Origin of the sequence: Paenibacillus silagei (genome assembly GCF_017874735.1) — a bacterium.
Taxonomy (GTDB): domain Bacteria; phylum Bacillota; class Bacilli; order Paenibacillales; family Paenibacillaceae; genus Paenibacillus_AQ; species Paenibacillus_AQ silagei.
The window spans coordinates 106,178-124,597 of sequence record NZ_JAGGLV010000003.1; the positions used below are offsets into that span (position 1 = coordinate 106,178).

Consider the following 18,420-nt stretch of genomic DNA (forward strand, 5'->3'; position numbering starts at 1 on the left):
ATCTAACCAATCCAATAGACAGGTGGTAGTGTGATTATGATGAACTTAAAATCGGCAACGAAATTAGCTAACGGTGTAGAAATGCCATGGTTCGGGCTGGGTGTCTTCAAGGTACAAGAGGGTCAGGAGGTTATTGATTCGGTCAAAACAGCCATCAAGGCCGGTTATAGAAGTATTGATACGGCATCCGTCTATGGAAATGAAGAAGGGGTCGGACAGGCTATCCGTGAATCGGGAGTTGCGCGTGAGGAGCTGTTCATCACCACCAAGGTATGGAATACAGAGCAGGGCTATGATTCTACGCTGGCTGCATTTGACCAGAGCTTAAGCAAGCTGGGACTGGATTATGCCGATCTGTATCTGGTACACTGGCCGATCCGGGCCAAATACAAAGACACCTGGCGCGCACTTGAGAAGCTGTATGCGGACGGTAAAGTCCGTGCCATCGGAGTATCCAACTTCCAGATCGATCATCTGGAGGATCTGCTGGCTGACGCCACCGTGAAGCCGATGGTCAACCAGGTGGAGCTGCATCCGCTGCTTAACCAGCAAGAGCTCCGCGAATATTGCAAGGCACAGGGCATTCAGATTGAAGCCTGGGCCCCGCTGGCCCAAGGGCATCTGCTGGACAATGAGGTGCTGGCTGATATTGCAGCCCGACACAACAAAACACTGCCGCAGGTCATCCTGCGCTGGGATCTGCAGAACGGAATCGTGACGATTCCGAAGTCGATCAAGGAGGAGCGGATTATTGCGAATGCCGATATTTTTGACTTCGAGCTGTCTGAAGAGGAGATCAGCCGGATCAACGGCCTGAACCGCGATCAGCGCTTCGGCTCTCACCCGGACCGGTTCAACAACGAGTAAAGGGCCCGGCGGTCTCTTTTGAATATTTGCTAGATTCGGACATACACATAAGAGAGATGGAACTATAAGTCCATCCTGTGCGTAACCGATATAGTAATAGAAGAGATTTGAGAAGCCGGAGGGGTAACTATGAATCGTAAAAGTATACAAGCAGCACTTACCGCCATCCTGATGATTGTGCTTCTGCTGCCGCTGGCACCCGGGCGGGCGGAGGCTGCTGTTCCGAAACATTCAGAATCATTCTATGTGAATGACTTTGCAGGCGTAATTGATGAGAAGACCGAGAATTACATGGTCAACTATGGGGTGAAGCTCTATCAGGAGACCGGGGCGCAGGTAGTGCTGGTCACCGTGGATTCGACGAACGGCGTCTCTATGGAGAAATATGCGACCTCGCTGTTCAATTCATGGGGAGTCGGCTCAGCGGACAAGAATAATGGACTGCTGCTGCTGCTCTCCATTAAGGACGATGATTACTGGGCGGTTCCCGGCAAGGGACTGGAGAATGAACTGAACAGTGGTGTAATCTCGAAGATTCTCTCGGCATCGCTGGAGCCGGACTTCGCAGCCAAGAAGTATAGCGCCGGTGCGAATAAAACCTATGGCGCCTTCATTCAGAAGCTCGGCGGAAGCTACTCGGAAACACTAGGCACCCGAAGCTATGTCTCGGACAATGCCGGAATCCTCCCGCAAGTCACCAAGGATTATCTGAACCAGTCCAGCAACCGTTACGCGGCTACCACCGGGAGCGGAATCTATGTGGTAACTGTTAAGAATACTGGCGGTAAGAGCCTGCAGGATTACACCTATGCGAAATTCGCCGGGGTTGCTGCCGGTCCCAGAGATGTGATGCTGGTGCTGGATATCGGCGGGGATAACTATCATGCGCTACAGGGCAAGTCGATCGACAGAGTGCTGACGAATGAGCGGATCAGCGGGATTCTGAATACGGTGCTGGAGCCTAAATTCGCGGCAAAAGATTACGCTGGCGGTGCAACGGGGACGGCGAATGCCTTCTACAGCTTCTTCCTGGCCCGGGCAGATGCTGCTTCGGGACAAGCCGCAGGCAACTCCACATCTACAGCAGCCTCCACCGTCAGCAAAGCACCTGTGAAGGCGAAAGAACCTGTGGAGCTGGTGCCTGTCTCCAGATCGAAGGGGATGATGATTCTAGGGATTTTCCTGGTTCTTGTCGCGCTAATCAGTCTCGCGACTGCCGCGCGCAACCGTTATGTTGCCCGTTACGGGATACGGCTGAATCCGCATAACCCTCGCAATATCCGGCGATATGGCGTCTGGACCGGCCAGCCCGGCTATGGCTACAGCCAGAGAAGAAGATACCGGCGGCCGCACCATCACTCCTCCTCGGGGAGCGGCTCATCCAGCTCCAGCAGCTTCTGGGGCAGTAACTCCGGGGGCGGCGGTTCTTCGAGCGGAGGGGGAGCGGGGCGGTATTCCTCGCGTGACGATGATGATGATGATGACCGGAATCGTGGCGGTGGCGGATACTCGGGCGGTGGCGGAGCCGGCCGGTATTCCTCCAACGATGACGACGATGATAGCAATTCCGGCGGTGGCGGCAGTGCAAGCAGCGGCGGCGGTGTCGGGAGACATGGGTGAGCCTGGTACTCTGACCCGTTAAGGGTTAGGCATTGTTCGTCCACATTCTGAAGTGTAACACGCATAGAATGGACAAGAAGGGGAAGCCGTGCAGGGATGCGCGGCTTCTTTTCAAAAGCTATTATGTGGTTAAGTAAGCAGCGTAACACGAGTTAAGAGGAATGCAGATTTTACACGTACTTACGGAGGGCATGCAGCAAATAGATGTATTCCGTGCAGCTAAATGACGGTGTAAATCTGGATTTGTAAGCTTAAATGTATTATGTACAACTATAATTGGTCGAAAGCCCTCTTTTACCGAATAAGGGTGAATTTAAATGTACAAAGTGCAATTAAGTCAATCCCGGCGCAATAATGGACCGTTTTAATTGTACAAAGTACACTTAGGGGATAGGCACAGTGCAACTGGAAAGGAAGGATTGACTTTATGAGTTCAACTATAAGGGTCCGCCGGATGAAGTCCGAAGACATTACATGGATACATGAAGGGCTGGCCCCGCATGATGTCAGCAAACCGTTAACGTACATTGAACAGTGTTGGAAGGAAAACGAAGGGGAGAAGCGGCTTACGCTATTAGCCTTCCATGAGAATCTGTTTGCAGGCTGGGGACATATCGTGTATACCTCACACTATCCTTATTTTGCAGAGAATCACATCCCTGAGATCCAGAATCTTGATGTGATTCCTACCTTACGGAAATGCGGCATTGGCAGTGTGTTGATTGACGCTCTCGAAGCAGAAGCATTCGCCAGATTTGACACAATTGGCATTGGTTTCGGATTATATGACAGCTACGGTACGGCCCAAAGGCTGTACACCAAACGCGGCTACATTCCGGATGGCCGGGGACTCATGTATGACAACAAGCCTGTGGTTCCTGGAAGTCAGGTGCGGGTGGATGATGAGCTTACTCTATACTTGACAAAATCAAGGTAGAACACGAATTACCATTACTATAGCGGCAGTCAGGGATATTAATGTCCGGGCTGCCGCTATTAGGTTTCTTTAGATTTCAGCATCATAGCGTGCCATGAATTCAGGAACTAATTCAGGATTTGTCATAAGCGCCACCGATTCATTCTCTAATTCCTCAGCCAGCTCATCGTCGGTCATGGATACAAAGAAGGTAATGTCCTCTTTGGTTTGATTATATTTTGTGAATAAATCGTCCTTGGTTTCATTAACAGCCTTGGCAATGATTTTGACCATTTCATCTTTATATTGGTATACATTATCCTCTGCATATAAAAAACGGCTGATATGATTGAAATGCGAATGCTCACCATATTGAAATTCGGAAATTGCCCATTTGTAATAAAGCTCTGTTTCAGCATCATCACATAAGCCTTCACTTGTCATATCGGCAATATGTCTGGCAAGTGATTGCTCTGTATTGACAGCAAGGAACAGAGTGACAAAGTCGCTATCGGTCCCGACTGCGCAGACATATACCTTCTCATGTGCAACTTCGGCCAATATAGCTTCAAGGTCAGCCACCAAGCCCTCGCGAATCCGTTGTTCAATTTCAGTAAGAAAAGCGTTCATTATAACCCTCCTTATATTACGATTAAGTATGACTTCACTTATAGAATAGTGGCGTTGCGTATAGGAATGCAAGCACCTGTCCTTATTTCCGGTTTTCGTCCGTAAGCGCATTCTCCCGGATCGTATTCAGCTCCTCTGCACGGAACAATCCGCTCCGATACAGATTAACGAACTCCTCCGACACACTCTGGTCAAAAATAATCATATCATCAGTGTTCACCGTGACTGTGACGCCATAATCATAGAGCTTGCGGATGGGATGTGACGCATAATTGGCCACCCGGGAAAGCAGAACATTGCTGGTAGGGCAGATGTTAAGCTGGATATGATGGTCGGCAAGCCACTTCATCGTCTCTGGTGATTGTGCGGCTGCGATGCCATGCTGAACCTGATCGAGCTCCAGTTCCTCCACAGCTTGTTTTACCAGATCAGATGTACCAAACTCCCCAACATGCGCTTTGAGAATTAGCCCTTGTTGCTTCGCCATGCGGAACACCTGCTTAAATCCGGGAACGGCAAACTCATCGCCAAAGATATCGAGGGATTTAAAGTAGTTATGTTCCAGATATTGTTCGAGCATCTCAATGGTTTCTTGAATCGGCGTATGGGTGAGAAAAGCAAGCTCCGGGACAAAATGAATCTCTGGTGCAAACCGCTGGTGAATGCCCTGGATGGTCTGAATCAGTGTTGTTACCGAGCCGTCAAACCACTCCTCTTCTCCCATCGTCACACTCATATGCAGCAATTGAACACCATCAGTCTTCGCTTGGACAAAAGCTGCTTCAATCCGCTTCTCATATCCGATTCGCCCAGGCAGTAAAGGCTTAATAAAGCGGGCATTCCACCGGTTCATCTCCCCAAGATCCTTAAATGTTGGACATTCCGGTATAGCCGTACCGCACCAGGCACTTATATACCGTTTGTTGCCTCCCCGGGTGCTATGGTTGTGCAGATCGCCTTTAGGTATTTGCCGGATGCTGTCCAGATTGTTCTGCTCCAAGGCTGTGATGAATTGCTGTTTCATGCCGCTGTCCTCCTATGTTTTAATTGGGCCGGCCTGCGCTTATATGAACTAGTTTACAGTTTCTGGACAGAGTTAAACAAACTGAAACTTTTAAAACAGAGATTTCGTCTATCATGGAAGTTGTGAGTTTATAGACTTAACCACTATCAGTATGTTAGGGAGGATTTCAGAAGTGAGCTCTTTACCACAACGTTCTACTGTACGTAAGAAGAAGAAACCGGCGCTGAAGCGCAAAAAAAGAGGTTTCTTCCGCACACTCTTCAGAGTGTTCATGGTCTGTTTCATTCTGGTTATAGCAGCCGGAGGCTGGCTCTATTTTGCACCGTCGGCCCAGAATACGCGCTTCCTGATCGCAGATACGCTGATTACGACTCAACACCGGCACTGGGCCAAATATATTATCGGCGAAGAGGAACTGAAGCACCGCGTCAGCGATTATACCAAGCGCTTCGAGGAGATGGGCGACGAGGTAGATACCCATGAGATCAAGCCTGAGCCTGTAAAGGAAGCCGAACATACTCCGCTCGTCCAGATTGAAGAAGTCACGGGCAGCGGCTATAGCGGCTATGTCATGATTGTGAACGATCCCAAGAAGGTGCGCCTGGGTGTGCCTAGCAAAATCGGCTCCGGGGAAAAGGTATCCAGCATGGTGGCGCGGACCGGGGCTATCGCCGGGGTGAACGGCGGCGGCTTCGCCGATCCGAACTGGAAGGGCAATGGCTTCAAGCCGATCGGGCTGGTGATCTCGCAAGGGAAGCTGTTCTACAATGGACTGGGCGGCAAGAAATCCACACAGATTGTCGGTATCGATAAGGAAGGCAAAATGGTCGCCGGTAACTACACTCTGGATCAGCTCAGCAAGATGGGGGTGCAGGAGGCGGTTTCTTTTCAGCCACGGATTATTGTGAACGGTAAAGGTCAGATTAAGAATGCCGCCGAAGGCTGGGGCATCGCGCCAAGAACGGCTATGGGCCAACGGGCGGACGGTGCGCTCATCTTCGTAGTAATTGACGGGCGGCAGCCGGGCTACAGCATCGGGGCGAATCTATATGATGTGCAGCAGATTATGCTGAAGCATGGGGCGGTCATTGCGGCCAATCTGGATGGGGGATCTTCGACGGTGCTGGTGAAGGACAATGAGATTGTCAACAAGCCCTCTTCGCAGTATGGGGAGCGTTACTTGCCGACGGCATTCCTGGTATTCGATGACCCCGAGAACGCGAAGATCAAGAATATCTGGGAAGGGCTGGACCCGGCCAAGATCGACGCAGGCAAGAAGCGCACCCAGTAACATACGCTAGGTTCCCTGCTTCATAATCAATAGTAGATCAGACGCGGCAGGTGTGCTAGGATAACAAGTAAATTCTTATTTTGCTGAACCTGCCAGGTGAAGTCCATGATCGGAGGGGGAAAAGGTTTGACTTTGCAGCAGCTCCGCTACGCAATTGAGATTGCGAACAGCGGCTCTATGAATGAAGCGGCCAAACGGCTATTTGTGTCGCAGCCCAGCCTCTCGAATGCTATCAAGGAGCTGGAGAACGAGCTTGGCATCACGATTTTCGAACGGAATAACCGGGGGATCAGCATCTCGGCGGAAGGCATGGAATTCCTGGGCTATGCCCGGCAGATTATTGAGCAGACTGAATTCATGGAGAACCGCTATACCGGCAAGAAGCGCAGCCCGATCTATTTCTCGGTATCTACACAGCATTATGCGTTTGTTACGGATGCTTTTGTGAAGCTGATGAAGGAGAGCAAGGTGCAGGAATACAATTTCAGCCTGAGAGAGAAGCAGACCTATGAGATCATCGAGGATGTGCGTACCCTGCGCAGTGACATCGGGATTCTGTATATCAACGAGAGCAACTACAAGATCATGAACAAGCTGTTCAGTGACGGGAACCTGAAGTTCACTCCGCTGTTCAATACGAATCCGCATGTATATGTGCGGGAAGGGCATGTTTTGGCTGCAAAAGAGAGAATTACGGCCGAGGACATTCATCCGTATCCTTACATTACTTTTGAGCAGGGGGATAACAATTCGCTGCATTTCTCGGAGGAGATGCTTAGCTTCACACAGATTGAGAAGAATATTAAGGTGACCGACCGGGCCACACTGACTCATTTGCTGCTCGGAAGCGATTCGTATACCGTGGGGACCGGGATTATGGCCTCTGAGCTGGATGATGCGGGGCTGATCACGATTCCTTTTGACAGCAAGGAAGTGTTCTCTGTCGGCTGGATCGCCCACAAGGACCGCAAACCTAGTGAGATTATGTCTACATATATCGATATTCTGAATGATCTGGTGTCGGGTAATGTTTTCAAGCTTGAATCTTTCTTACTATAAGAGCAGGAGGGACGTATGAGCAGTCCAGTGATCGGATCGACAAGAAATGCACCGCCCTTCCGCTACGACATTGTCGGGAGCTTCCTGCGTACAGAGGAGATCAAGAATGCACGCAACCTGCATGTGGAAGGTGAACTAACCGCGGGACAGTTGGCGGAGATTGAGAATATAGAGATTGGAAAGCTGCTGCAGCAGGAGAAGGCGCTTGGGCTGAAGGCTGTGACCGATGGCGAATTCCGCCGCTCCTGGTGGCATCTGGACTTCTTCCTGGGGATTGAGGGTACTGGAAAGATCACTCTTGGCGGTACTCCCGGCGCTTCCAAGGAGCAGACGAACCGGGCGGAGAGCTTCAGAATTACCGGCAAAATCGCCTTCGGGGACCATCCCATGGTCGCGGAATTCCGTACCTTGCAGCAGATGGCCGGAGAGACGCTGGCCAAAATGACGATTCCTTCACCCTCTTTGTTCCATTTCGTGCAGGAGTATAACGGAAACGAGATTTATTCCGATACCGAAACGCTGTACGGAGATATCATTCAGGTGTACCGGACGGCGATTCAGGCCTTCTATGATGCCGGTTGCCGTTATCTGCAGCTGGACGATACCACCTGGGGGACGCTGTGCAGCGGCAGACATCGTGCTCATCTGCGCAGCAGGGGCGTTGACCCGGATCAGCTGGCAAAAGATTACGTCCGGCTGATTAATGAGAGCATTGCCGGCCGCCCGGCGGACATGACCATTGCCCTGCATGTATGCCGGGGCAATCTTCGCTCCACCTGGTTCGCCGCCGGCGGGTACGGGCCGGTCGCCGAGGAGCTTTTCTCGAATACGAACGTGGACGCGTTCTTCCTCGAATACGACAACGAACGCTCCGGCGACTTCGAGCCGTTGCGCTTCATTCGAGATCAATTCGTTGTACTGGGACTGGTGACAACCAAGCATGGCGGCCTGGAGAGCAAGGAGCAGCTCATCGCGCGTATCGAAGAAGCTGCACAGTACGTAGACATCAACAAACTGTGTCTTAGCACACAATGCGGCTTCGCCTCCTCGGAGGAAGGCAATATTCTGACGGAGGAAGAGCAGTGGGATAAGCTGCGGCTGGTGATTGAGACGGCGAATGAGGTTTGGGTGTAGGTTAGTGGGGAGGATTGCCGGGGGCGATCCTCCTTTTTGCGGGGATCGCCAGGCAGCGGGCTGTGGCGGATCATAGGTGGATTTCCTCCACTTGCTGATGAATGAACGGACTTTGCCGGGACAACAGTTGGATAAACGACACTTAATTTCTCCCATATTTCCGCCATAGTGGTATATCCCGATCCAGTAGTTGCTGTTTTTCCACTTGTTTACCTGAAACTATTAGAAACGAGGGAAATAAGATACGTTATTCCATTTGTTTGCTGCGGATGGCTTGTGTTCTGTGTGATTGCAGTTGTAGATCAATAGAACGTTATAAGGCGTGCATCTAATCACAAGTAGCCCTCCGAAGAGCACTGATCGTTTGGCCATATGAGCCGAGGCATTCGATTCTAATAGTCGCATAGACCTGAATCGTGATTTTTTACTGTTACTGTTACATACTGTTGAGAGCTTTTTCTATTTTTACTCCAAACTCTATTTCGTTTAGCTTGGGTGTTCTAGTTTTTGAATCGACGAGGGCGTAATACAGAACTATATATTTTCCAGATTGGTAGACAATTGGTGCGTGGGAACTAAGAAGCTGAATACTTTCTTCAAAATGCTTTAATCCACTTTCTCGTTGCTCCTCCGATCCGAAAGCGTAAACTTTTATAATTTCCTCATTACTCAGTTTATAGCTAACAGGTTTAATACCCTCAAGAATGTAGTCGTCAGGTGATTCAATTTGTGTAATGTTTTTTTCAAGGGACATTATGGCTTCATTCACGTTAGAATATTTTTGTTGAGAAGAACAAGCAATAAGAAATAAAAAGCTAATGAAGGTGAAGAATAGATTTTTTTTCATGATTAATCCTCCTTTTTTGTTCAGGACACCGATAAGAAGAGACTTGACCCACCTAATGCAGAAGTTACTAACAAAACTGAGCTTGCTATGTATTCCTTATGATTTTATCAAAAATAGCGAAGAAAAGTATGGCATGGGCTTAGGGTGATGAATTTTCTGGAGTTCTGTCTTTGGTTCGAGATGCTCAAGCGAAATCCCTGACAGCTATTAAAGGTTATTTTAAACTTAGTAATTGACACATTCTCCCTCCCGCAGTATTATTGCACATAACAACTTACAGCAACAAGCGATGAAGAGAAGAGTAAGCAGGCGGCAGCGTTCACAGAGAGCTCCAGAGTGGTGAAAGGGAGCAGCGAAGCGCCTGATCTGAAAAAAGTCTCCGAGCTGCATAGGGAATTGGGCTCTAATGGCCCAAGGATGGTATGCCGGGTTCTCCCGTTACAGAGATAGGGTATAAGCGTCATGGCCGTACCCGAAGAGGCGGATCAGGCAACTTGTCCGTGAACAGAGGTGGTACCACGAAGCTTATCCAAGCTCTCGTCCTCAAGATATTGATCTTGAGGGCGGGAGCTTTTTTGCGTTCACAGGCGGGCAGCTCCGAGCGCAGTCAAGCAGGCTCCAAGTAAGATTCATACTATCAGTAGAGGTGATTCATTGTGCATTGGGCAGAAAAAATTGCAAACCGGTTAATCGCGGAGCATCCGCAGCGGCAGACGTATGTATGTGCATCTGGGATCAGTCCGTCCGGGTCCGTTCATATCGGGAATTTCCGCGAGGTGGTAACGACTGCATTTGTGGCGAAGGCACTACGGCGGGCGGGGAAGGAGGTGCGGTTTATTTTCTCGTGGGATGACTTCGACCGGTTCCGTAAAGTTCCAGCCCATATCGATCCCGGCTTCGCTCAGTATATTGGGCTGCCTTATTCGAAGGTGCCTTGTCCGTATGGCTGTCATGCTTCATATGCGGCACATTTCGAGTCGGAATTCGAGCAGGCGCTCCAGGTATTTGAGATCGAGCCGGAATTCATTTATCAGAGCCGGGAATACCAGTCAGGCCATTATCATCCGCAGATCCTGCACGCTCTGCGCCGCCGGGGTGAGATATACGATATCCTGATGTCGTTCAAGACAGGTGGGAGTTCAGCGGATGAGCGGGCGGCATTCTATCCCATCCATCTCTATTGCGGGCAATGCGGCAAAGACTCGACTACCATTCTGGATTACAACGACACGGCGGAGACCGTGGCTTACCGCTGCGGCTGTGGTCATTGCGATACCGTATATATTCCTCAGGCGGACAACATCAAGCTGCACTGGAAAATCGACTGGCCGATGCGCTGGCAGCAGGAGCAGGTCGTATTCGAGCCGGGAGGCCGGGATCATTCGTCGGAGACAGGAAGCTATAATGTGGCTGCGGTAATCGCAGAGCAGATCTACGGGTATTCGCCGCCCATGTATGAGCCTTATGAATTCATCAGTATTAAAGGCAGCTTCGCTAAAATGTCCAGCTCCTCCGGGCACAATTACACTCCAGATGATCTGCTCCGAGTCTACGCCCCGGAGAACATTCTGTTCCTGTTCGCCAAATACCAGCCGAATGCCGCCTTTCATATCGGGCTGGATGAGGATGTGCTGCGCAACTATGCGGAGTTCGAGCGGTATGCTGCGGGAGCACGGGCAGGCACGCTAACGGGCGATCTTGCAGGTGCGCTGGAGCTGTCTCTGCGAAGCGACTCCCCGGTGAGTGCTGGAAGCAACGTTAGCTTCGGCCAGGTAGCCAGTCTGCTTCCCTTAATCAACTTCGACAGGGGAAGGCTCCGGGAGATGTTCAACAGAAATAATGTGGAGATTGATGAACTCCGGCTTCAGAGGGTGGCGGACCGTGCGGAATACTGGATCAGGAACTGGATGCCGCACAAGCTGGTGACGATCCAAGCTTCGCCCAACTATGCATATTATCATTCCCTTACCGGAGTGGAGCTGAGATGGCTGCGGAGCTTGTGCAGTCTGCTGCGGAGCAGGGAGCTGGACGAAGCGCAGCTGATGACCGAAATCTACGCCATTTGCTATCATGAAGACAAAAAGACGATGCGCATCCAACAAAAAAGACTGTTCACCATCGTCTATCAGCTGGTGCTTGGTGCAGAGGAAGGCCCGCGTCTGCCTTGGCTAATCCAGGCAGCCGGGACGGAGCAGATGCTGAATTTGCTGGATTTGTGAAGGAGTGTGGACTGCCCTTTACGGGATCGATCGAACAGAGGTATAATATACAAGACTGTTTTTAATCAAATGTTGGAAAGCGAGCGGTAACGATATGGGTCGTAAATGGAATAATATTAAGGAAAAGAAAGCGTCCAAGGATGCGAATACAAGTAAGGTCTACGCCAAGTTCGGGGTAGAAATCTATGTGGCGGCGAAGAAGGGCGAGCCTGATCCGGAATCCAACCGGGCGCTGAAGGTCGTTCTGGAGCGTGCCAAGACCTACAATGTACCGAAGGCGATTATTGACCGTGCCCTGGAGAAAGCCAAAGGCAGTGGAGATGAGACCTACGTTGAGCTTCGCTATGAAGGCTTCGGTCCAAGCGGCTCGATGATTGTAGTCGATGCGCTGACGAATAACGTCAACCGCACGGCTCCGCTGGTCCGTTCCACGTTCAGCAAGAACGGCGGCAACATGGGCGTCAGCGGATCGGTTACGTATATGTTCGATCCGACAGCGGTCATCGGGGTGGAAGGTAAATCTGCGGATGAGGTGATGGAGCTGCTGATTGAAGCAGACCTGGATGTCCGCGATGTGCTGGAAGAAGACGAGGCGGTCATCGTGTATGCTGAGCCGGATCAGTTCCATGCGGTACAGGAAGCCTTCCGCGGCGCGGGAATCACGGAATTCACCGTAGCCGAGCTGACGCTGCTCCCGCAGAACTATGTAGCTATTCCTGAAGATGCGCAGGCTCAGTTCGAGAAGCTGATCGATGCGCTCGAAGAATTGGACGATGTGCAGCAGGTCTACCACAACGTGGATTCGGAAGAATAGAATAGCGGTAACTTGAATGAGCGGGCAAGCCGATTTCCAGGCTTGTCCGCTTATTCTTTCGTGTTGTTGTACAGGAAACTATAGTTTCCTCCTGTTGTGGACCCAATGTATGTGGAAAACAACATACAATGGCCTACCAGCTGGCGCATGGCCCAAATGTATATGGAAAACAACATACAATGGCCTATCAGCTGGCGCATGGCCCAAATGTATATGAAAAACAACATACAATGGCCTATCACGCTGGCACATGGCCCAAATGTATGTGAAAAACAACATACATTGGCTACCAAGCTGGCGTATGGCCTAAATGTATGTGGAAAACAACATACACTGTATTAGCGCGCAGGTAATCCCATTCATCCGTAAGGGTGGTTATGTGCAGCGAGAGTAGAGAGGTAGAATTGCAATGGAAGTCTTTCGATTAGTCAGTGTGGTTCATGTATTTCTGATTAAGGACGGACAAGTCCTGCTGCTGAGACGGAAGAATACAGGACATCATGACGGGGAGTATGGATTGCCTGCCGGGAAGCTGGAAGGCGGCGAGCCACTGCATACCGCCGCCATCCGCGAGGTCCGGGAAGAATGCGGTGCGGTTATAGCTCCCGCCGATCTTACCCTGATTGGAACGATGCACTTGCGTACCTCCGGGGATGAGCGGGTGGATTTCTTTTTCAGAGCGGAGCAGTGGAGCGGAGTGATCCACAACATGGAGCCGGACAAATGCGATGAGGTAAGCTGGTTCCCGGTGGATGCGCTGCCGGAGAATATCATCCCGTTCGTACAGGAGGCCTGGAATACATTCAGGGACGGCGTGTGGTATGCCGCTCACGGATGGAATTAGATTAGAGTAGCGGGGGGGATGGCGCAGTAATGGAAGACTGGACGCTCAGTATGGTTCTTATATTGGTGGTATGCGGATTTCTGGCCGGATTAATTGATTCTGTAGTGGGCGGCGGCGGACTGATCGCGATTCCGGCGCTGCTGGCGGTAGGGATTCCGCTTCCGCTGCTGCTTGGCAGCAGTAAATTGGCCGGATCAATGTGTTCGCTGACCAGCACCGCCTCATTCGTGCGTTCCGGCAAAATCAATTTCAAGCTGGTCCGCACTCTCATCCCGTTATCCGTCATTGGCGCGATGGCCGGAACGCTGACTGTCCGTCAGGTGCCTTCCGAGTTCCTGAAGCCGCTGGTGATCGTGATGCTGGTGGTCATTACAATCTACACCTTGTTCAAAAAAGCCTGGGGAGACGTCTCCACCTTCTCTGCCAGCAACGGTAAATTACGTCTGGCCGGAAGCATGGCAGCGCTCATAATCGGTTTCTATGACGGGTTCTTTGGCCCGGGAACGGGGTCGTTTTTGATTTTTGCTTTTCTGATGATGGGGTTTGAATTTGTAACTGCCGCAGGGAACGCCAAAATCCTGAACTTCGCCAGCAACATCACAAGCCTGCTTACATTCATTGCCCTGGGCTCTGTCAGCTACACCCATGGACTGATTCTGGGGATTCCTATGGTGATCGGAGCCATTGTCGGCTCCCGGATGGCGATCCGCAAAGGGGCAGCGTATATTCGGCCGTTATTCATTACAGTCACTGTCATATTGATCGGCAAGCAAATATGGGATACGATGCATTAAGCACAACTAATGGAGTGGATGAGATGGAGATCAAGCTTATACATAAGGAAGAAGTATGGAAGCTTAGGCATGAAGTGATGTGGCCTGAGCGGGAGCCGGATTATATTAAGCTGGCAGATGACGATCAAGGCAAGCATTACGGGCTGTATGTGGGGGATCGTCTGGTTTCTGTGTTATCCCTCTTCGTTAACGACACAGATGCACAGTTCCGCAAATTCGCTACCCTGGAGCTGGAGCAGGGCCAGGGCTATGGCAGCAAGCTGCTGAAGACGGTTCTTGCGGAAGCGGAGCTGGCGGGGGTGCGGCGGATTTTCTGTAATGCCAGAACGTATAAGGCAGGCTTTTACAAGAAATTCGGCATGCAGAGAACGGATGAAGTGTTCAGCAAAGGCGGCAAGGATTACGTGGTCATGGAGAAATTCTTCGGACCTGCAACGGATGCGAATGGGGGAGCTTAAGGGATGACCAAGAAGCTATATTATGATTCAGCTTATATTCAAGAATGGAGTACCGTGATCACTTCCGCGATAGAGCGTGAAGACGGGAGCTATGTGACGCTTGCGGAGACGGCCTTCTACCCGCACGGCGGCGGACAGCCCTGCGATACGGGAACCATCGGCGGGATTGCTGTACTGGATGTGGTGCTGGAGGATCAGGAGGTACTGCATAAAGTAGCGCAGCTTCCCGGGCAGACTGAAGTAGACTGCGCCATCGACTGGAGCCGGAGATTCGACCATATGCAGCAGCACAGCGGCCAGCATCTGCTCTCGGCGGTATTCCGCGAGCTGTATCAGGCACTGACACTGAGCTTCCACCTGGGCAGCGATTATGCCACGATTGATCTTGATCTGGGGGAACTATCTGCGGCGCAGCTGGCGGAAGCTGAACAAGAGGTGAACCGTCAGATCTATCTGAACCGCGCAATTACCAGCTACTTCGTGACCGCAGAGGAAATGGCCAAGCTGCCGCTGGTGAAGCTTCCTAAGGTAACGGAGGACATCCGGATTGTCGAGATTGAAGGTGTAGAGCATAACGCCTGCGGCGGCACCCATGTGTCTTCGACAGGGGAGATTGGGATGATCAAGCTGCTGCGGTCCGAGAAGCAGAAGGGCAATATCAGGATTACCTTCAAATGCGGGAGCCGGGCGCTTGCGGAATTCAACGATCAAATGCAAATCCTGAGTCTGTTGTCGGCCAAATTCAATACGAACAAGGACGAAATTATGGACCGGATCAGCAAATGGGAGCAGGAGCAGAAGATGCTGGTAGCAGAGCTGGCTGTCGTGAAGGAGCAGAACGACAGCTATCTGGCCCGGGACCTGTTAGCTTCAATGGAAGAGGGCAGCCGGGTGCTCACGCATATGTCGGACGGGAGAACGCTTAAGGATCTGCAGAGTCTGGCTGCGAAGCTGACGGCGTTGACCGACCTTCCGGTGCTGCTGCTGAGTGCGGTGGAGAATAAGGCCGTACTCGCGCATAGCGGCTCTGCGGAATTCTCGTGCGGAGCATTCTTCAAGGCTCATCTGGGCAGATACCAGGGCAAGGGCGGGGGCAGCGACAAGCTGGCTCAGGCCGGATTCCCGGCATGGGAAGACGCACTGGCATTTTACAATTTTGCTAAAGGGCAATTCTGAGGCAGGCAGTTAAGGAGCTATGGAGCGTTTATTCCGTAGCTCTTTTTGCTGTTTTCATAGGGTGAGCAAGGACTGGACCGACTTAAGGATTATTTAACATTTGAAGTCTTATAATCAGGACAGAGCTTGACGAAGGGAGAAAATTAACGTGTTCCTGACAATTCTAAAAAAGGATTTGCGGCGTAAAAAGGTGATGAATACCGTTCTGCTGATCCTCATCATCCTGGCCTCCACACTAGCTGCAAGCAGCTCCAGCCTGATGTATTCCACCTCCAGCGCCTTGGGCAGTTTCATCGAAGTCAGCAAGGTGGCGGATCTTAATATCACGCTGGCCAATGACCCTGGCTATAACTCTGCAGTAGAAGACTGGGTCAAGCAGGAAAAGAAGGTGGAGACAGCTTATACAGAACGGCAGCTCAATCTCTTACTGAATCAGGTTACGATGCCGGAAGGCCGCAAGAGCTTCTCGGGAAATGTAAGCTTCGTGCTGTCCGCTATTCCTGAGCAGGTGAACCTGGTCTTCGGTGAAGACAATGAGCGATATTCACTTCGCTCAGGGGAGATCGGTCTTCCGGCCAGCCTGATGCTAAGCAGTGGTATCGTACCGGGAGAGCAGTTGAAGCTGAAGTTCGGTGAGATTACGAAAACGTTCACGGTGAACGGTTACTTCAAGGATGCGTTCATGGGGGCAGATCTGCTGGGACTGAAGCGCCTCATGCTGTCAGCAGAGGATTTCAAGGAAATAGAGAAGCTGGTGCCCGAAGATAAATGGATGAATCTATGGAGCTTTGTGGCGGCACCGGGTGTAGCGTCTACTGAGATATCATCTTCTTTTGCGAACAGTGATCTGCCCATCAGCTTCGAGGTGGATAAGGCGCTGGTCAAGATGACTTATATGACGGACCGGATGATCTCGGCCATGATGTTTGCAATTAGCGTGTTTCTGATCTTCATTGCTTTTCTGACCCTGCGCTTCACCATTGTCTCCACTCTGCAGGATGAATACAAGGAGATTGGCGTTATGAAGGCCATCGGGTTCAGGAACCGGGCGATCAAGCAGCTCTACCTGACAAAATATACAGGGCTGGCCTGTCTCGGCGGCGTTCTCGGACTCGGCATCAGTCTCCCATTGACTGCGCTGATGTCCCGCAAAACCTCGCAGTATATGATTTTACCCGGAGGCAGCACCAATATAATGATCTCGGCGCTTAGCACGGTGGTTATGATCGCATTCATTCTGCTGTTCTGCTTACTCTGCATGCGCAAGATTAACAAGGCATCGGCCATCGATGCAATCCGGCAAGGCCAGACCGGTGAACGCTTCAAGGCGTCCCGGCGCATTCATTTACATAAAATCCGTTTCATCCCGCCCCCGTTCTTCCTCGCGCTAAGCGATGTGCTGAACCGGCTCAAGAGCTACACTTCACTGATCCTGACGCTGATCCTAAGCTCGGCGATCATTCTGATCCCGGTCAATCTGACCAATACCATTGTAACTCCTAAGTTCCTGGAATATTTCGGTACGATTGGTGCGGATTTTTATAGCCCAACCGTCGTGGCAGAGAAACCCGTTGAGCAGATCCAACAGGAGAAGGCGCTCCTGTCCAAGCGGCTGAAGGATCGGGGCTTCGAGGTCACGCTTACAGCGAATTATACGGTAAGTACCAAATATATCTCCGATAACGGGCAAGCCAACCGGCGGATCAACGGCCAGAAGAATGATCAGAACGGGTCTGTTGAGATTCTGGAGGGGATGGTCCCGCTGCTGAAGAATGAAATTGCAATTACGACTATCATGTCCGAGAAATACGGGAAACGGGTGGGCGATAATATTACTTTTGAAATCGGCGGGGTTCAGGGGACCTTCATGATCAGCGGACTGTTCCAAAGTATCTCCAACGAGGGGTACGCGGTCTGGATTGCCCGGGACTATGAGCTGAAGACAATATCCGCTTACCTGTTCTCCGGCGAACTCCATGCCCCGGAGCAAGCGAAGGCGGGGATGATGAAGGAAATTCAGCAGCAGTTCCCGGAACAAGGCTTCAAAACCTCGCTTGAACTGCTGGGAGAGATCACGGGCGGCTTTATGGGCCAGCTTCACAGCATCAACGGGTTGCTCACGGCCATCATCTGCATGATAACGTTCTTCATCACCAGCCTGTTCGTCCGATTGATGATTGCGAAGGAGGTTCACGGCATTGCTGTCATGAAAAGCATCGGCTTCACGAATGCCGCGATCCGGCGGTGGCAGGCGCTGCGCATTCTGATTATTATGTCCGTCTCCCTGGTGTTGGGCGTTATCGCTGCGAACACCCTAGGCACCCGCCTGCTGGGTTTCATTTTCCGGATCTTCGGACTGACCAGCCTCCAGTTAAATATTCTTCCGCTTCAGGTCTATCTGCTGTATCCGCTGCTGATCCTTGCCGTGGTCATGCTGGCAGTGTACACCAGCTGCGGCCAGATCAAGCGGGTACAGATATGGAATATGAATAAGGAATAGGCGATTGGATTCTAGAATAAGAATCACGGGAAATAACAAAAAGCTAAAGGAGCGGAGGGGAAATTTGGAACTGGAGGAGCGGTAGCGTCCGCCTTTAGGTTTGGATTTCTACCGCGAGCAGCGGTCCAAATCAGGAAATCCAAACCTAACAGTGGCCGGAAGTCCAAATGTTCACCGCAGCGACGATTAAGCTCAATGTTTATAACTTTGTGATTCTTGTAAATAGA

Annotated in this window: 16 protein-coding genes; 13 read left to right on the top strand and 3 right to left on the bottom strand. The window is 51.1% G+C overall.

The features are described from left to right. The first annotated feature begins 36 nt into the window (after nucleotides 1-36). The 3 genes from J2Z70_RS05975 (at nucleotide 37) to J2Z70_RS05985 (ending at nucleotide 3,424) form a co-directional block, all read left to right on the top strand. A complete protein-coding gene (locus J2Z70_RS05975; RefSeq protein ID WP_245368019.1) occupies nucleotides 37-867 on the top strand; it encodes an aldo/keto reductase in 831 nt (276 codons plus the stop codon). Nucleotides 868-996: 129 nt separating this feature from the next. Next, nucleotides 997-2,487, top strand: a complete 1,491-nt coding sequence (locus J2Z70_RS05980) for a TPM domain-containing protein (protein ID WP_209870420.1) — start codon at nucleotides 997-999, stop codon at nucleotides 2,485-2,487. 427 nt (nucleotides 2,488-2,914) lie between these two features. After that, entirely contained in the window at nucleotides 2,915-3,424 is a 510-nt protein-coding gene (locus tag J2Z70_RS05985; protein ID WP_245368020.1) for a GNAT family N-acetyltransferase, read from the top strand. Between the two features lie 69 nt (nucleotides 3,425-3,493). Here the strand turns inward: J2Z70_RS05985 and J2Z70_RS05990 are convergent, their stop codons facing one another. Both J2Z70_RS05990 and J2Z70_RS05995 read right to left on the bottom strand, forming a co-directional pair. Further along, on the bottom strand, nucleotides 3,494-4,033 hold the full coding sequence (locus J2Z70_RS05990; RefSeq protein ID WP_209870422.1) for a DUF4303 domain-containing protein: 540 nt from the start codon (nucleotides 4,031-4,033) through the stop codon (nucleotides 3,494-3,496). An 82-nt stretch (nucleotides 4,034-4,115) separates the two neighbouring features. Continuing rightward, nucleotides 4,116-5,057 carry an amidohydrolase family protein gene (locus J2Z70_RS05995; protein ID WP_209870425.1) on the bottom strand — a complete coding sequence of 314 codons (942 nt, stop codon included), beginning with the start codon at nucleotides 5,055-5,057 and terminating at the stop codon, nucleotides 4,116-4,118. A gap of 151 nt (nucleotides 5,058-5,208) precedes the next feature. On the opposite strand from J2Z70_RS05995, the gene J2Z70_RS06000 reads away from it, so the two are divergent. The 3 genes from J2Z70_RS06000 to J2Z70_RS06010 all read left to right on the top strand — a co-directional run bounded on the left by J2Z70_RS06000 (nucleotide 5,209) and on the right by J2Z70_RS06010 (nucleotide 8,541). Further along, entirely contained in the window at nucleotides 5,209-6,348 is a 1,140-nt protein-coding gene (locus J2Z70_RS06000; RefSeq protein WP_209870428.1) for a phosphodiester glycosidase family protein, read from the top strand. 126 nt (nucleotides 6,349-6,474) lie between these two features. Continuing rightward, complete coding sequence (locus J2Z70_RS06005) at nucleotides 6,475-7,407, top strand: LysR family transcriptional regulator (RefSeq protein ID WP_209870431.1); 933 nt, start codon at nucleotides 6,475-6,477, stop codon at nucleotides 7,405-7,407. A gap of 15 nt (nucleotides 7,408-7,422) precedes the next feature. Continuing rightward, nucleotides 7,423-8,541, top strand: a complete 1,119-nt coding sequence (locus tag J2Z70_RS06010) for a 5-methyltetrahydropteroyltriglutamate--homocysteine S-methyltransferase (RefSeq protein WP_209870434.1) — start codon at nucleotides 7,423-7,425, stop codon at nucleotides 8,539-8,541. A 436-nt stretch (nucleotides 8,542-8,977) separates the two neighbouring features. Here J2Z70_RS06010 and J2Z70_RS06015 read toward each other — a convergent pair whose 3' ends face one another. After that, complete coding sequence (locus J2Z70_RS06015) at nucleotides 8,978-9,388, bottom strand: hypothetical protein (protein WP_209870436.1); 411 nt, start codon at nucleotides 9,386-9,388, stop codon at nucleotides 8,978-8,980. Between the two features lie 656 nt (nucleotides 9,389-10,044). Between J2Z70_RS06015 and lysS the strand changes: the two genes are divergently transcribed. The 7 genes from lysS (at nucleotide 10,045) to J2Z70_RS06050 (ending at nucleotide 18,193) form a co-directional block, all read left to right on the top strand. Further along, nucleotides 10,045-11,607 carry a lysine--tRNA ligase gene (lysS, locus tag J2Z70_RS06020; RefSeq protein WP_209870438.1) on the top strand — a complete coding sequence of 521 codons (1,563 nt, stop codon included), beginning with the start codon at nucleotides 10,045-10,047 and terminating at the stop codon, nucleotides 11,605-11,607. Between the two features lie 94 nt (nucleotides 11,608-11,701). After that, on the top strand, nucleotides 11,702-12,421 hold the full coding sequence (locus J2Z70_RS06025; protein WP_036728630.1) for a YebC/PmpR family DNA-binding transcriptional regulator: 720 nt from the start codon (nucleotides 11,702-11,704) through the stop codon (nucleotides 12,419-12,421). 409 nt (nucleotides 12,422-12,830) lie between these two features. Then, a complete protein-coding gene (locus J2Z70_RS06030; protein ID WP_209870440.1) occupies nucleotides 12,831-13,265 on the top strand; it encodes an NUDIX hydrolase in 435 nt (144 codons plus the stop codon). A gap of 29 nt (nucleotides 13,266-13,294) precedes the next feature. After that, the gene (locus tag J2Z70_RS06035) at nucleotides 13,295-14,059 is read left to right on the top strand and encodes a TSUP family transporter (protein WP_209870441.1); all 765 of its coding nucleotides are present in this window, start codon (nucleotides 13,295-13,297) and stop codon (nucleotides 14,057-14,059) included. 23 nt (nucleotides 14,060-14,082) lie between these two features. Continuing rightward, the gene (locus J2Z70_RS06040) at nucleotides 14,083-14,517 is read left to right on the top strand and encodes a GNAT family N-acetyltransferase (RefSeq protein WP_209870443.1); all 435 of its coding nucleotides are present in this window, start codon (nucleotides 14,083-14,085) and stop codon (nucleotides 14,515-14,517) included. Between the two features lie 3 nt (nucleotides 14,518-14,520). After that, entirely contained in the window at nucleotides 14,521-15,693 is a 1,173-nt protein-coding gene (locus J2Z70_RS06045) for an alanyl-tRNA editing protein (protein WP_209870445.1), read from the top strand. A gap of 148 nt (nucleotides 15,694-15,841) precedes the next feature. Next, nucleotides 15,842-18,193, top strand: a complete 2,352-nt coding sequence (locus J2Z70_RS06050) for an ABC transporter permease (protein WP_209870447.1) — start codon at nucleotides 15,842-15,844, stop codon at nucleotides 18,191-18,193. Nucleotides 18,194-18,420 lie beyond the last annotated feature (227 nt).

Coding starts and splice junctions, on each gene's coding strand:
- J2Z70_RS06040 (WP_209870443.1), top strand. CDS start 14,083: ATGGAGATCAAGCTTATACATAAGGAAGAAGTATGGAAGCTTAGGCAT.
- J2Z70_RS06035 (WP_209870441.1), top strand. CDS start 13,295: ATGGAAGACTGGACGCTCAGTATGGTTCTTATATTGGTGGTATGCGGA.
- J2Z70_RS05980 (WP_209870420.1), top strand. CDS start 997: ATGAATCGTAAAAGTATACAAGCAGCACTTACCGCCATCCTGATGATT.
- J2Z70_RS05995 (WP_209870425.1), bottom strand. CDS start 5,057: ATGAAACAGCAATTCATCACAGCCTTGGAGCAGAACAATCTGGACAGC.
- J2Z70_RS06045 (WP_209870445.1), top strand. CDS start 14,521: ATGACCAAGAAGCTATATTATGATTCAGCTTATATTCAAGAATGGAGT.
- J2Z70_RS06015 (WP_209870436.1), bottom strand. CDS start 9,388: ATGAAAAAAAATCTATTCTTCACCTTCATTAGCTTTTTATTTCTTATT.
- J2Z70_RS05990 (WP_209870422.1), bottom strand. CDS start 4,033: ATGAACGCTTTTCTTACTGAAATTGAACAACGGATTCGCGAGGGCTTG.
- J2Z70_RS05975 (WP_245368019.1), top strand. CDS start 37: ATGATGAACTTAAAATCGGCAACGAAATTAGCTAACGGTGTAGAAATG.
- J2Z70_RS06030 (WP_209870440.1), top strand. CDS start 12,831: ATGGAAGTCTTTCGATTAGTCAGTGTGGTTCATGTATTTCTGATTAAG.
- J2Z70_RS06010 (WP_209870434.1), top strand. CDS start 7,423: ATGAGCAGTCCAGTGATCGGATCGACAAGAAATGCACCGCCCTTCCGC.
- J2Z70_RS06025 (WP_036728630.1), top strand. CDS start 11,702: ATGGGTCGTAAATGGAATAATATTAAGGAAAAGAAAGCGTCCAAGGAT.
- J2Z70_RS05985 (WP_245368020.1), top strand. CDS start 2,915: ATGAGTTCAACTATAAGGGTCCGCCGGATGAAGTCCGAAGACATTACA.
- J2Z70_RS06000 (WP_209870428.1), top strand. CDS start 5,209: ATGTTAGGGAGGATTTCAGAAGTGAGCTCTTTACCACAACGTTCTACT.